Origin of the sequence: Tepidimonas fonticaldi (genome assembly GCF_007556755.1) — a bacterium.
GTDB classification, from domain to species: Bacteria; Pseudomonadota; Gammaproteobacteria; order Burkholderiales; family Burkholderiaceae_C; genus Tepidimonas; species Tepidimonas fonticaldi.
Genome location: NZ_VJOO01000012.1, coordinates 47,594 through 59,870, shown reverse-complemented (window position 1 = coordinate 59,870; position 12,277 = coordinate 47,594). Strand labels below are relative to the sequence as shown.

13 protein-coding genes are annotated in these 12,277 nt (G+C 66.8%); 7 read left to right on the top strand and 6 right to left on the bottom strand.

The genetic code is table 11. The annotated features are described in order from the left end of the window. Positions 1 to 42 precede the first annotated feature (42 nt). The gene (locus Tfont_RS07730; RefSeq protein ID WP_260682309.1) at positions 43 to 363 is read right to left on the bottom strand and encodes a metal-sulfur cluster assembly factor; all 321 of its coding nucleotides are present in this window, start codon (positions 361 to 363) and stop codon (positions 43 to 45) included. A gap of 110 nt (positions 364 to 473) precedes the next feature. On the opposite strand from Tfont_RS07730, the gene Tfont_RS07725 reads away from it, so the two are divergent. From Tfont_RS07725 to ruvC, 7 genes are all read left to right on the top strand, one after another. Next, complete coding sequence (locus tag Tfont_RS07725; RefSeq protein WP_143968996.1) at positions 474 to 908, top strand: c-type cytochrome; 435 nt, start codon at positions 474 to 476, stop codon at positions 906 to 908. A 13-nt stretch (positions 909 to 921) separates the two neighbouring features. Continuing rightward, positions 922 to 2,361 carry a cbb3-type cytochrome c oxidase subunit I gene (locus Tfont_RS07720; protein ID WP_143968995.1) on the top strand — a complete coding sequence of 480 codons (1,440 nt, stop codon included), beginning with the start codon at positions 922 to 924 and terminating at the stop codon, positions 2,359 to 2,361. Between the two features lie 28 nt (positions 2,362 to 2,389). Continuing rightward, a complete protein-coding gene (locus Tfont_RS07715) occupies positions 2,390 to 3,196 on the top strand; it encodes a CbbQ/NirQ/NorQ/GpvN family protein (protein WP_143968994.1) in 807 nt (268 codons plus the stop codon). Between the two features lie 40 nt (positions 3,197 to 3,236). After that, entirely contained in the window at positions 3,237 to 4,202 is a 966-nt protein-coding gene (locus Tfont_RS07710) for a 4Fe-4S binding protein (RefSeq protein WP_143968993.1), read from the top strand. Then, the gene (locus Tfont_RS07705; RefSeq protein ID WP_143968992.1) at positions 4,202 to 6,034 is read left to right on the top strand and encodes a nitric oxide reductase activation protein NorD; all 1,833 of its coding nucleotides are present in this window, start codon (positions 4,202 to 4,204) and stop codon (positions 6,032 to 6,034) included. The genes Tfont_RS07710 and Tfont_RS07705 overlap by 1 nt, the downstream gene beginning before the upstream one ends. Before the next feature lie 88 nt (positions 6,035 to 6,122). After that, positions 6,123 to 6,812: a Crp/Fnr family transcriptional regulator gene (locus Tfont_RS07700; protein ID WP_143968991.1), complete on the top strand. Its 690-nt coding sequence runs from the start codon at positions 6,123 to 6,125 to the stop codon at positions 6,810 to 6,812. A 273-nt stretch (positions 6,813 to 7,085) separates the two neighbouring features. Then, the gene (gene ruvC / locus Tfont_RS07695) at positions 7,086 to 7,634 is read left to right on the top strand and encodes a crossover junction endodeoxyribonuclease RuvC (RefSeq protein WP_068610941.1); all 549 of its coding nucleotides are present in this window, start codon (positions 7,086 to 7,088) and stop codon (positions 7,632 to 7,634) included. Positions 7,635 to 7,660: 26 nt separating this feature from the next. Here ruvC and Tfont_RS14490 read toward each other — a convergent pair whose 3' ends face one another. The 5 genes from Tfont_RS14490 to Tfont_RS07675 all read right to left on the bottom strand — a co-directional run bounded on the left by Tfont_RS14490 (position 7,661) and on the right by Tfont_RS07675 (position 12,277). Continuing rightward, entirely contained in the window at positions 7,661 to 7,837 is a 177-nt protein-coding gene (locus Tfont_RS14490; protein WP_185974497.1) for a hypothetical protein, read from the bottom strand. 21 nt (positions 7,838 to 7,858) lie between these two features. Continuing rightward, positions 7,859 to 8,782: a UDP-3-O-acyl-N-acetylglucosamine deacetylase gene (gene lpxC, locus Tfont_RS07690; RefSeq protein WP_068610939.1), complete on the bottom strand. Its 924-nt coding sequence runs from the start codon at positions 8,780 to 8,782 to the stop codon at positions 7,859 to 7,861. 132 nt (positions 8,783 to 8,914) lie between these two features. Further along, entirely contained in the window at positions 8,915 to 10,165 is a 1,251-nt protein-coding gene (gene ftsZ / locus Tfont_RS07685; RefSeq protein ID WP_068610937.1) for a cell division protein FtsZ, read from the bottom strand. Positions 10,166 to 10,194: 29 nt separating this feature from the next. Further along, positions 10,195 to 11,424 (bottom strand): cell division protein FtsA, encoded by a 1,230-nt coding sequence (gene ftsA / locus Tfont_RS07680; RefSeq protein ID WP_068610935.1) that lies wholly within the window; start codon positions 11,422 to 11,424, stop codon positions 10,195 to 10,197. Between the two features lie 7 nt (positions 11,425 to 11,431). Continuing rightward, positions 11,432 to 12,277 carry a cell division protein FtsQ/DivIB gene (locus Tfont_RS07675; RefSeq protein ID WP_143968990.1) on the bottom strand — a complete coding sequence of 282 codons (846 nt, stop codon included), beginning with the start codon at positions 12,275 to 12,277 and terminating at the stop codon, positions 11,432 to 11,434.

Below are 12,277 nucleotides of genomic sequence, written 5' to 3'. Positions count from 1 at the left end.
GGGTTGCGGCCGCACGCGGCGTGCGGGGCAGTCGTGCTGGGGTCACCATCCGAAGCGTTCCCGCAGCGCCGGTGCCAACCGCTCGGGGGACCACTTGGTGTCCCAGTCGATGTACACATCCACCTCGGTACCAATCGGGCAGGCCTGCTGCACGGCCCGGCGCGCGTCCTCGACCATCAGGTCGGCCATCGGGCAGGTGGCGCTGGTAGGAATCAGGCTCACGCGCACACGCCCGTCGTCCACCTCCACCTCGCCGACCACTCCCAGGTCCACCAGGTTCTCACCCATCTCCGGGTCGTCCACGCTGGCCAGCGCCACCATGACCGCTGCGCGCAGACCAGCCGCTGCATCGTTCGTTTCCATCGGTTCACACTGTGAAACAGACTTGTGAGGGCATCCTTGAACTGGTTCAAGGACGATACTTGAGAAAAACAGGAGGATATGCCCTACCTCAATAGAGATGGAGGGCATTCATGAGTCAAGCGCAAAGCGGGTTTACCAAACAGACCGCCCGCAACATCTTTTACGGTGGTAGCGTGTTTTTCGCGTTGCTGTTTGCAGCCATCGTGTTCGACACCGAGCAACGCATCCCGGCGCGCTCCAACGCCCAAGCGATCACGCCTGCGGTGATTGCGGGCAAGAAGATCTGGGAAACACGCAACTGCATAGGCTGCCACACGCTACTCGGCGAGGGAGCGTACTTCGCGCCCGAGCTGGGTAATGTCTACAAGCGTCGCGGCGCGGACTTCATCAAGGCCTGGATGCAAGCGCAGCCCACAGGCGTACCGCATCGCCGCCAGATGCCGCAGTTCAACTTGAGCGAACAGCAACTCAATGACCTGGTCGAGTTCCTCAAGTGGACCAGCGAGATCAATACCGAGCAGTGGCCGCCCAACATCGAAGGCTGATCGGAGGACCATCATGAAAATCGCAACCCTCAAATATCAGAGCCAGTCTGTCGCCAAGCCGTACTTCATCGCAGCCATGGTCCTGTTCGCGGGGCAGGTGATTTTCGGCATAACCCTTGGCCTGCAGTACGTCATCGGGGATCTGTTCTTTCCCTACCTCCCGTTCAACGTGGCCCGCATGGTTCACACCAACCTGCTCATCGTCTGGCTGCTATTCGGCTTCATGGGGGCCGCCTACTACTTGGTGCCCGAAGAGTCCGAAACCGAGCTCTACAGCCCCTTACTCGCCAAGATCCTGTTCTGGGTCTTCCTGGTGGCCGGTGCGCTGACCATCGTCGGCTATCTGACGGTGCCCTACGCCAAGCTGGCGGAACTGACGGGCAACCATTTGCTGGAGACCATGGGCCGCGAATTCCTCGAACAGCCGCTGCCGACCAAGATTGGCATCGTCATCGTGGCGCTGGGCTTCCTGTTCAATATCAGCATGACGGTGCTCAAGGGCCGCAAGACCGCCATCTCGGTTGTGCTACTGATGGGTCTGTGGGGACTGGCGCTGCTCTTCCTGTTCAGCTTCGTCAACCCGCACAACCTGGTGCGTGACAAGATGTACTGGTGGTTCGTGGTCCATCTCTGGGTAGAGGGTGTGTGGGAACTGATCCTGGGGGCGCTGCTGGCCTACGTGCTGGTCAAGACCACTGGCGTCGACCGTGAGGTGATCGACAAGTGGCTGTACGTGATCATCGCCTTCGCGCTGATGACCGGCATTCTAGGTACGGGCCACCACTTCTACTTCATCGGCCTGCCGGGCTACTGGCACTGGATCGGCTCGATCTTTTCGGCGATGGAACCGATTCCCTTCTTCATGATGACCGTGTTTGCCTTCAACATGGTGCAACGCCGCCGTCGTGATCATCCCAACCAGGCGGCTGTGCTGTGGGCTGTCGGTACCTCGGTCATGGGCTTTCTGGGTGCTGGCCTGTGGGGCTTCATCCACACGCTCAGCCCAATCAACTACTACACCCACGGCTCGCAGATAACCGCGGCTCATGGCCACCTGGCCTTCTACGGCGCCTATGTGCTGGTGGTCATCACGCTGATCAGCTACGCCATGCCCGCGCTGCGCGGTCGAATCGCAAACAGCCAAAAGGCCCAGTCGGCCGAAATGTGGAGCTTCTGGATCATGACTATCGGCATGGCCGTGATGGTGCTCGCTCTCACGGGTGCCGGTATTTTGCAGGTGTGGCTGCAGCGCTTGCCTGCCGAAGGTGCCCGGAGCTTCATGGATACCCAAGACCAGCTGGCCTTCTTTTACTGGAGCCGCGTTGCCGGTGGCGTGATGTTCCTGATCGGTCAGCTCCTGTACTTCGCCAGCTTCTTCATCGGTGGCGAGCCGGTGCGCGGCGAAACCGTGCGCACCGGTGGTGGTGGCATGCTCAACGCTCGACCCGCATAAGGAAACGTGATACCACGTCGACAGTTTCATGGACTACAGTGAGCAGCAACACCTGGCGAAGGCCCCGTTCTACATCGCACAGGCTGACGAGGTCGCGCTCTTCGAGCACGCCTTCCGGCAACGCCTACCGGTGCTGATCAAAGGACCCACCGGCTGCGGCAAGACCCGTTTCGTGGAGTACATGGCGGCGCGCCTGGGGCGACCACTCGTCACCGTGAGCTGCCACGACGACCTGAGCGCGGCCGACCTGGTCGGCCGCCACCTGATCGGTGAGCAGGGCACCGTGTGGGTCGACGGGCCACTGACCCGCGCGGTGCGCAGCGGCGCTATCTGTTACCTCGACGAGGTGGTAGAGGCCCGCAAGGACACCACCGTGGTACTGCACCCGCTGGCTGACGACCGCCGCATCCTGCCGATTGAACGCACCGGCGAGCAGCTCATCGCCCCACCGGACTTCATGTTGGTGATCAGCTACAACCCAGGCTATCAGAATCTACTCAAGAGCCTCAAGCCCAGTACGCGGCAGCGCTTTGTGGCGCTGACCTTTGGCTACCCAGGGCCCGAGGTCGAGCGCGACATCGTGGTGGCCGAAGCGGGTGTTGACCCGGCACTTGCGACCCGCTTGGTCAAACTGGCCGAGGCACTGCGTCGCCTGACCGACCACGACCTCGAAGAAACCATAAGTACTCGCCTGCTGGTAATGGCCGCACGCCTGGTGGCCAGCGGGCTGCCGCTGACCGTCGCCTGCCGTTCGGCCATCGTCGACGCGCTAACGGATGACGCTGAAACCGCGGCCGGCCTCGACGAGGTCGTTCAAGCCACGCTCGGTGCCTGAACATGGCGTGCAGCGGCGGCGACGCTTCATTGTCCTCCTGATGCCACACCCCCTGCGTCGCCGCCGCCTTTGCTTCCAACTGGGTTTTTTCGCCCTGTTCCTGCTGGCACCTTCACTAAACCTGCTGCGCTTCGACCTGCACGAGACACAGCTCTGGTTCCTTGGTCAACGCTGGAGCCTGGGCATCGACGCCTTCCGGGCCGGCGAGATCAGCGCCAACCAGGCGGCCATCCAGATCTTTGTCCGCGCCTTTTTGCCCGCGATCGTGCTGGTCGTCGGCTTCCTCGCCGTGGCCTGGCGCTACGGTCGTCTCTACTGTGGCTGGCTGTGCCCTCACTTCACGCTGGTGGAGACGCTCAACACCGTGCTGCACCGCGCCTGCGGCAAGCTCAGCCTGTGGGACAAGCACCGCACGCTGCGTGCTGGCGTCAAGCCCTCGGCCCGCTGGTGGCCGGTGTTCTTCTCGCTCTGCGCCGTGTTCGGCTTTCTCTGGGCCATCACGCTGCTGACCTACCTGCTGCCACCGGCCGAGATCTGGGGCGGGCTGCTGGCCGGCACGCTCACGCCGAACCAAGCGCGTTTCCTGATCGCGGCCTCCGTCATCTTCACGCTGGAGTTTGCGTTTGCCCGCCACCTGTTCTGCCGCTTCGGCTGCGCCGTAGGACTGTTCCAGAGCATGGTGTGGATGGCCAACCCCAAGGGCATGGTGGTCGCTTTTGACCGCGACCACGCGCGCGACTGCCGCACCTGCACCACCGCCACCTATCCGCAAGGCTCGGCCTGCGACAACGGCTGCCCCATGCGCCTGCATCCTCGCAACATCAAACGCATGATGTTTTCGTGCGTGCAGTGTGGGCAGTGCCTCGACTCATGTGAAGAAACGCGGACGGCGCAATCGGGCAAGCCGCTGCTCGAATGGAAGGTGGGCGCGGACGCGGTCCGCGAAACGCTGCGCCAGCGCAAAGCGGAACGCGACGCGGCCGCCGTCCTGGAAAGGAAAGACTGATGGAAGAGTGGGTTGGCAAACAGTGGGACCGCTTCATCCGCCGCGCGGCCAGCCGCCAGCACGAAGCGGCTGCGGTGGCCTTGCCCGAAGTGCAGCGGACCCTCACGCTCATGTTCCGTGCCGCGGGCGGTGCGCCGGCGGTGCGCGTGGCGCCGGCCAGCGAACGCCGCGTGGGCGGGGCGCGCGACTGGCTGCAGCGCGTGGCCGGTACCGGCACCCATGCCGCCACCGGCCGCCTGGAGCCCGAGGCGCTGTCGCTGCCGCCGTGCATCGCGGTGCATGCCGATCCGGCGCTCAACCGCGCGCTCTACCTGTGGCTGGCCGCGCTGGCGGCCCACATCGAGCCGAGCGGTGACTGGATCGCCGACAACCAGCGCGCCACGCAGCGCGCGCTGGCGACCTTTCCTGGCCTGGCCGGCCGACATGCCCTGCTGCTGGCCGCCGAACGCGCCCTGCGGCCCGATCCGGCCCGCCTGCGCGGCCGTGCGGCCGAGGCCGAGCGCAGCGTGCAACAGGCGCTGGCAGGGCGGTGGAATTTCATTCCTGGCGTGCGCCCAGATGAGGTGGCACCGGTCTGGCTGTGGCTGGACACCACGTCAGCACGGACCGCCACACCCGTAGCGCGTGAGCATAATCCGCAAACGACTGGCTCCGAGCAACCGCACGCCATCGGGGATACCTACCGTCGCCGGGCACAAACCGTCGCCGACGAACGCAACAAGGCGCCGCTGATGATGTTCTTCCGCGCCGAGTCCATCTTGTCCTGGGGCGAGTTCGTCAAGGTCAACCGCGCCAGTGACGATGACGACGACGGCAACGCACTGGCCGCGGCCAACGACATGGACATGCTGGCCATTGCGCCCGACGGGCAGACCACTGCCTCGCGGGTGAAGTTCGACCTGGACCTGCCCAGCGCCGCCGCCGACGACCGACCGCTGGGTCCCGGCATCCGCCTGCCCGAATGGGACTGGCGCAAAGGACAACTAATGGCCGACCACTGCGCGCTGCAGACCCTGGTGACGGCCGAGCCGCCCCCCTTTGCGCCCCCGCCCGCGCTGCGGGTGACCGCCCGCCGGGTGCGCCGGCGCATGGAGGTGCTGCGCGGCGGCATGGGTCGCCTACACGCCCAGCCCGAGGGCGAGGAACTGGACCTGGACGCCTGGGTGCGCCACGCGGTGGAAGCGTCGGCCGCCCCGCGCAGCGAATCGCCTGCGGTATTCAGCCGCCGGGTGCGCAGCGAGCGCAGCCTGGCCACGCTGCTGCTGGCCGACCTGTCCCTGTCCACCGATGCCTATGCCACCCAGACGGCTCGCGTGATCGACGTCATCCGCGACGCGCTCTATGTGTTCGGCGAGGCGCTGTCGGCCAGTGGCGATCCGTTCGAGATGCTGGGTTTCTCGTCCGTGCGGCGGCAGAACGTGCGCATCCACCAGCTCAAGGGCTTTGACGAACGCTGGGGAGCGTCCACGCGCGATCGCGTGGGGGCGATCAAGCCTGGCTACTACACGCGCATGGGCGCGGCCATCCGGTACGCCACTACGCGACTGGCTGAGCGTCCGGAGCGCCAGCGCCTATTGCTGCTGCTGACCGACGGCAAACCGAACGACCTGGACGTCTACGAGGGCCGCTACGGTTTGGAGGACACGCGCCATGCGGTGCAGGCCGCCCGTGGCGCCGGCTTGCTGCCCTTCTGCATCACGATTGACGAAACCGCGCACGACTACTTGCCGTTTTTGTTCGGCGATCAGGGTTATGCACTCGTGCGGCGCCCACAAGACTTGATCAACCGGCTATCCGCGGTGTACCAGCGGTTCATGATTCACGCCGCCTGAGGTCATCGTGTCGGCCGCGCGATACCCGCCCGAGGACCCGGTTTGGGTCGCGGGTACAATCCCGACGACCTCCGAAGTTGGCGCTGCCATGGACGCGTCCCGTTTCGACTTACCGCGCTATCTGTCCATGCTGCCTCTGTTCCAGGAGATGCAGCCGGCGGAGTTACAGCGGTTGGCTCAGGGTAGTCGGTTGCGCGAGTTCACACGCGGTACGGACATTTTCCGTGCCGGAGAGCCCTGTCAAGAATTCCACGTGACCGTCTGGGGGCAGGTCAAGCTCTACGCCGTCTCGCCGTCAGGACAGGAAAAGATCATCGAACTGGTTGGCCCAGGCAGCACCTTCGCCGAGGCTTTCATGTTCATGGAAAAACCCTACATGATCAATGCCCAGGCCCTGGCCGACACCTTACTGTTGAGTGTCTCGCGCAAGGCGGTGCTGCACGAGATTCACAGTAGCCCACAGTTCTGCATGCGTATGCTGGCTGGCCTGTCGCTGCGTCTGCACAGACTGGTCAACGATGTGCAGGCTTATTCACTACGTAGCGGTGTCGAGCGCGTGATCGGCTACCTGTTGCGTGACCTACCCGACGAGGAAGAACATCCGGTCATCGTGAGGTTGCCGGTGAGCAAAGCCTCCATCGCCTCGCGCCTATCGATGACGCCCGAGTACTTCTCAAAGGTGCTGCGCGAGCTGGAGTCTGAGGGACTGATCGAGATCGACAAGCGCGAAATCCGGTTGCTAGATGTGCAGCGACTTTTGCGCTACCCGCCGAGGTAAAACCGCTCACCAGAACGACCACTTCGTGCGCCAGACGTGCTCCCGGGAACCAAGCCAGATGTGTTCCCGGGAACCAATCTTGTACCGATGGTGGGTGCCAGCCCTCCATTCGACGCTGAACGAGGCAGAGCGACTCATGCTCCCGGATACCAATGGCGATGCCTCATCCCGCAGAAGGACATGCTGACGGACTGCTCGCCTACTCTACCTGTTCAAGCCCCACACATTGACGCCGCCGCGCAGCAACAGCTCACGCACGCTACGATTGCGTCCATGCGCATCCTCGGCATCGACCCCGGCCTGACGGCCACCGGCTTTGGCGTGGTGGACGTGGACGGCCCGCACCTGCGCTATGTGGCCAGCGGCACCATCCGCACCAGCCCCGACGACGGCGCGCTGCTGCCCCAGCGCCTGAAGGTGCTGTTCGACGGCATCGGCGAGGTGGTGCAGCGCTACCAGCCGACCGTGGCGGCGCTGGAGATCGTGTTCGTCAACGTCAACCCGCAGGCCACCCTGATCCTGGGACAGGCGCGCGGGTGCTGTCTGACGGCCCTGGTGGCCAACGACCTGCCCGTGGCGGAGTACACCGCCTTGCAGCTCAAAAAGGCCGTGGTCGGCTACGGCAAGGCGCAAAAAAGCCAAGTGCAGGAGATGGTGCGCCGCCTGCTCGACCTGCCCGGCCTGCCCGGCAAAGACGCCGCCGATGCGCTGGGCCTGTGCATCACCCATGCGCAGGTGGCACGCACCACGCAGGCCATCGGCAAGGTGGCTGCCCTGCGGGCACGCACGCATGCGGCCTACAAGGACGGGCGCAGCTATTGAGGAGGGGCAAGGAAGGGGCGGCGGCGCTAGCCGATGCGGCTGAGGATCAGCACGCCGAAGAAGGCCAGCGCGGCGATCACGGTCCACTTCAGGATCACGATGCCCCAGCGCACAAAGTGCTTGCGCCCGGTGCCCAGATAGAACGCGAAGCACAGCGCACTGGCGCCGAGCAGCGCAAACATCAGGAAGCGAAACAGGAACACGGCGCGCTGCCCGTCAAACGGTCACCGGGCCAGGGCCAGCCGGGCAAAGCCCTGCGGGGCCCGCGCGTCGTCCTCGAAGGTGACGATCTCGTAGGCGTCCGGCTGGGCGAGCAGGGCACGCAACAACTGGTTGTTGAGCGCATGCCCCGACCGGTAGGCGCTGTAGGCGGCCAGCAGCGGCCGCCCCACCAGGTACAGGTCGCCCATGGCGTCCAGAATCTTGTGCTTGGCGAACTCGTCGTCGTAGCGCAGGCCGTCGGCGTTGAGCACCTTGACGTCGTCGAGCACGATGGCGTTGTCCAACCCGCCGCCCAGCGCCAGTCCCTGCGAGCGCATGTGCTCCACGTCGCGCGTAAAGCCGAAGGTGCGCGCGCGCGCAATCTCGCGCGCGTACTGGCCGCTGCCCAGATCGAACTCCACGCACTGGCCGGTGGCGCTGACCGCGGGGTGGTCGAACTCGATTTCGAAGCGCAGCTTGAAGCCGTGGTAGGGCTCCAGCCGGGCCCATTTGAGGGTGCGGCCCTCGCCCTCGCGCACCTCCACCGGGCGCGTGACCCGCAGAAAACGCCGCGGCGCGCGCTGGGTTTCGATCCCGGCGCTTTGCAACAGGTAGACGAAGGACGCCGCCGAGCCGTCGAGGATGGGGACTTCCTCGGCGGTGATGTCGATGATCAGGTTGTCGATGCCCAGCCCCGCACACGCGCTCATCAGATGCTCGACGGTGTGCACCCGCACACCGTTGCGCGAAAGGGTGGAGGCCAGCCGCGTGTCGGACACGGCTGCGGCACTGACGGGGATGTCGACCGGATCGGCCAGATCGACACGGCGAAAAACGATGCCCGTATCGGGCGCCGCCGGGCGCAGCGTGAGCTCGACCCGTTCGCCGCTGTGCAGGCCCACGCCCACGGCACGCGTCAGGGTCTTGAGGGTACGTTGCGCAATCATGGGGTGGGATTGTAGGCGCGGGGTCGGATCCGCGCACGATGAAGCGACGACGACCCCGCCGCCCGGCGGGGTGGCCGGCGGGCCGCGTCGGCATGACGGCCCGCCGGCAGGAGCGTTGCGTAGGCGCGGGCGTCAGTCGGCCTGCTTGCGCAGGAAGGCCGGGATCTCGAAGTCGTCCATGCCGCTGGAGGCCAGCGCCTCCACGCGCGAGGCGGCGCTGCCCGGGTTGTTGCGGCCGTTGAGCCACACGCGCGGCACATTGGGGTGCAGACCCGCCCCGCCGACGCCGGCCGCGGCGCTGGACGGCGCACCGGCGCCCCCCACCGGCTGGTTGAGCGTCGGGATGAACGGCATGTTGTCGGTGCCGGTGCGCAGGCCCTGCTGCGGCTGGGACTGCACCACCGTCAGCGGCTGGCGCTGGCCGTTGCGGTTCAGCCCGGTGGCCACCACGGTCACGCGCAGCGCATCGCCCAGCGACTCGTCGTAGGCGGTACCGTAGATGACGTGCGCATCGGGCGCGGCAAAGGCCCGGATGGTGTTCATGGCCAGCTTGGACTCGGACAGCTTCAGCGAGCCCTTGGCCGCGCTGATCAGCACCAACACGCCCTTGGCGCCGCGCATGTCCACGCCCTCCAGCAGCGGGCAGGCCACCGCCTGCTCGGCGGCGATGCGGGCGCGGTCCGGGCCGCTGGCCACGGCGGTGCCCATCATGGCCTTGCCCGGCTCGCCCATCACGGTGCGCACGTCCTCGAAGTCCACGTTGACCAGCGCCTCGACGTTGATGATCTCGGCGATGCCGCCCACGGCGTTCTTCAGCACGTCGTTGGCGGCGGCAAAGGCCTCGTCCTGCGTCACGTCCTCGCCCAGCTCCTCGTGCAGCTTGTCGTTGAGCACGACGATCAGCGAATCGACGCTTTGCTCCAGTTCGCTCAGGCCCTCTTCGGCATTGGCCATGCGCCGCCCGCCCTCCCAGTCGAAGGGCTTGGTGACCACGCCCACGGTCAGGATGCCCATCTCCTTGGCCATCTTGGCGATGACCGGCGCCGCGCCGGTGCCGGTGCCGCCGCCCATGCCGGCGGTGATGAACAGCATGTGCGCGCCCTCGATGGACTCGCGGATGTCGGCCTCGGCCATCAGCGCCGCCTCGCGGCCCTTGTCCGGCTTGCTGCCCGCGCCCAGCCCCGTGCGGCCGAGCTGGATCAGCCGATGCGCCGACGAGCGCGCCAGCGCCTGCGCGTCGGTGTTGGCGCAGATGAACTCCACGCCCTGCACGCGGCTTTGGATCATGTGCTCGACGGCGTTGCTGCCGCCGCCGCCCACGCCGATCACTTTGATCTGCGTGCCCCGGTTGAACTCTTCGACCTCGATCATTTCGATGCTCATGGAACGCTCCTTGCCTAACCTCGGGAATCTCAGAAATTGCCGACGAACCACTCTTTGACGCGGGTCAGCAGGCCCCCGACCGAGCCTGCCTTTTGCGCCACCTTCTGCCCGCGCAGGCGCGCCAGGCGCGCCTCCTCGAGCAAACCCATCACCGTGGCCGCGCGCGGCTGCGCGACCATGTCGCCCAAGGCGCCGGCGTACTTGGGCACACCGCGCCGCACGGGCTTGAGAAAAATGTCCTCGCCCAGCTCGACCATGCCGGGCATGACGGCGCTGCCGCCGGTCAGCACGATGCCGCTGGAGAGCAGCTCCTCGCAGCCGGACTCGCGGATGACCTGCTGCACCAGCGCGAAGATCTCCTCCACCCGCGGCTCGATGACGCCCGCGAGCGCCTGACGGCTCAGCAGGCGCGGGCCGCGGTCGCCGATGCCGGGCACCTCGACCTGCTGGTCCGGGTCGGCGAGCAGCTGCTTGGCGCAGCCGCTGTCCACCTTGATGTCCTCGGCGTCCTTGGTGGGCGTGCGCAGCGCCATGGCGATGTCGTTGGTGATCAGGTCGCCGGCGATCGGAATGGCCGCCGTGTGGCGGATCGCGCCGCCGGCAAAGATGGCCACGTCGGTGGTGCCCGCGCCGATGTCCACCAGCGCCACACCCAGCTCTTTTTCGTCCTCGGTCAGCACCGCCTGCGCCGCGGCCAGCGGGTTGAGCATGAGCTGGTCCACCTCCAGCCCGCAGCGGCGCACGCACTTCAGGATGTTCTCCGCCGCGCTCTGCGCGCCGGTGACGATGTGCACCTTGGCCTCCAGGCGCACGCCGCTCATGCCGATCGGCTCCTTGACCTCCTGGCCGTCGATGATGAACTCCTGCGGCTCCACCAGCAGCAGGCGCTGGTCGGTGGAGATGTTGATCGCCTTGGCCGTCTCGATCACCCGCGCCACGTCCGCGGGGCTGACCTCGCGGTCCTTGATCGCCACCATGCCCTGCGAGTTGATGCCGCGGATGTGGCTGCCGGTGATGCCGGTGTAGACCCGGGCGATGCGGCAGTCGGCCATCAGCTCCGCCTCCTTGAGCGCCTGCTGGATGCTGGCCACCGTCGCGTCGATGTTGACGACCACGCCGCGCTTGAGGCCGCTGCTGGGCGCCACGCCCAACCCGGCGAGCTTGAGGTCGCCGCCGGGCATGACCTCGGCGACCACCGCCATGATCTTGGCGGTGCCGATGTCGAGTCCGACCACGATGTCCTTGTATTCCTTGGCCATGATGCGTTCAGCGGGAGGGGTTGCGAGACGGAGGCGACGCGCTGCGGGCGGCGGCCGGGGCCGCCGTGCGCTTGCCTGCCGGCGCGTCGGGTTGGGTGGTCACGCCGCGCAGTTGCAGCGCGTAACCGTTGGGGTAGCGCAAATCGGCGCTGACGATGTCGCGCGGCCCGTAGCGGGCCCGCAGCGCGGCCTGTGTGGTGACGAAGCGCTGCAGGCGCGCCAGCGCCTCGGCGTCGCCGCGGCCCAGCTCGATCGGGGCCCCGCTGTCGAGCGTCAGGCGCCAACTGCCCCGGCCGGAGAGCTCCAGCCGACCGATGTCGCGGCCCAGGCGCTCGACCAGGGGCTGCAGCCGGCGGTACATGGACACCACCGCCTCGGCTTCGCCGGCCGGGCCATGCAGCGTGCTCCAGTGGTCGGCCGCGGGGTCGTCGGGGTCGGCCTCGAACACCTCGCCGCGCACGCTGACCAGACGCCCGCCCCCCGGCTCGCCCCACCACGCCAGCGGCTCGTGCTCGCGCAGGGTCACACGCAAGCGGTTGGGAAACTGCCGCTCCACCACGGCCTCGCGCACCCAGGGCAGGGCCTCGAAGCGCTCGCGCGCCGCCGCCAGATCCAAGGTCAGGAAGGTGCCGCGCAGGTGGGGCACGACCAGCGCCCGCACGGTCACCGCGTTCTGGTGCTCCACCTCGCCACGCAGCACGATGCCCTGCAGCGTCCACAGCGGATGCCGCGCCGCCCACACCACCCCCGCCACGACCACGGCCAGACCCGCGAGCGCGAACAGCGCCGCGGCGACGGCGTTCATCACACGCACGTCGGCCGGCAGGGGCATCGGGGTGGCGCGGGTGGCCAT

What these genes read in the sequence shown, in the direction of transcription:
- Tfont_RS07705 (WP_143968992.1), top strand. Translation starts at nt 4,202, where the DNA reads ATGGAAGAGTGGGTTGGCAAACAGTGGGACCGCTTCATCCGCCGCGCG.
- Tfont_RS07675 (WP_143968990.1), bottom strand. Translation starts at nt 12,277, where the DNA reads ATGGCCACCCGCGCCACCCCGATGCCCCTGCCGGCCGACGTGCGTGTG.
- Tfont_RS07700 (WP_143968991.1), top strand. Translation starts at nt 6,123, where the DNA reads ATGGACGCGTCCCGTTTCGACTTACCGCGCTATCTGTCCATGCTGCCT.
- Tfont_RS07725 (WP_143968996.1), top strand. Translation starts at nt 474, where the DNA reads ATGAGTCAAGCGCAAAGCGGGTTTACCAAACAGACCGCCCGCAACATC.
- ruvC (WP_068610941.1), top strand. Translation starts at nt 7,086, where the DNA reads ATGCGCATCCTCGGCATCGACCCCGGCCTGACGGCCACCGGCTTTGGC.
- Tfont_RS07715 (WP_143968994.1), top strand. Translation starts at nt 2,390, where the DNA reads ATGGACTACAGTGAGCAGCAACACCTGGCGAAGGCCCCGTTCTACATC.
- lpxC (WP_068610939.1), bottom strand. Translation starts at nt 8,782, where the DNA reads ATGATTGCGCAACGTACCCTCAAGACCCTGACGCGTGCCGTGGGCGTG.
- Tfont_RS07730 (WP_260682309.1), bottom strand. Translation starts at nt 363, where the DNA reads ATGGAAACGAACGATGCAGCGGCTGGTCTGCGCGCAGCGGTCATGGTG.
- Tfont_RS07720 (WP_143968995.1), top strand. Translation starts at nt 922, where the DNA reads ATGAAAATCGCAACCCTCAAATATCAGAGCCAGTCTGTCGCCAAGCCG.
- ftsZ (WP_068610937.1), bottom strand. Translation starts at nt 10,165, where the DNA reads ATGAGCATCGAAATGATCGAGGTCGAAGAGTTCAACCGGGGCACGCAG.
- Tfont_RS07710 (WP_143968993.1), top strand. Translation starts at nt 3,237, where the DNA reads ATGCCACACCCCCTGCGTCGCCGCCGCCTTTGCTTCCAACTGGGTTTT.
- ftsA (WP_068610935.1), bottom strand. Translation starts at nt 11,424, where the DNA reads ATGGCCAAGGAATACAAGGACATCGTGGTCGGACTCGACATCGGCACC.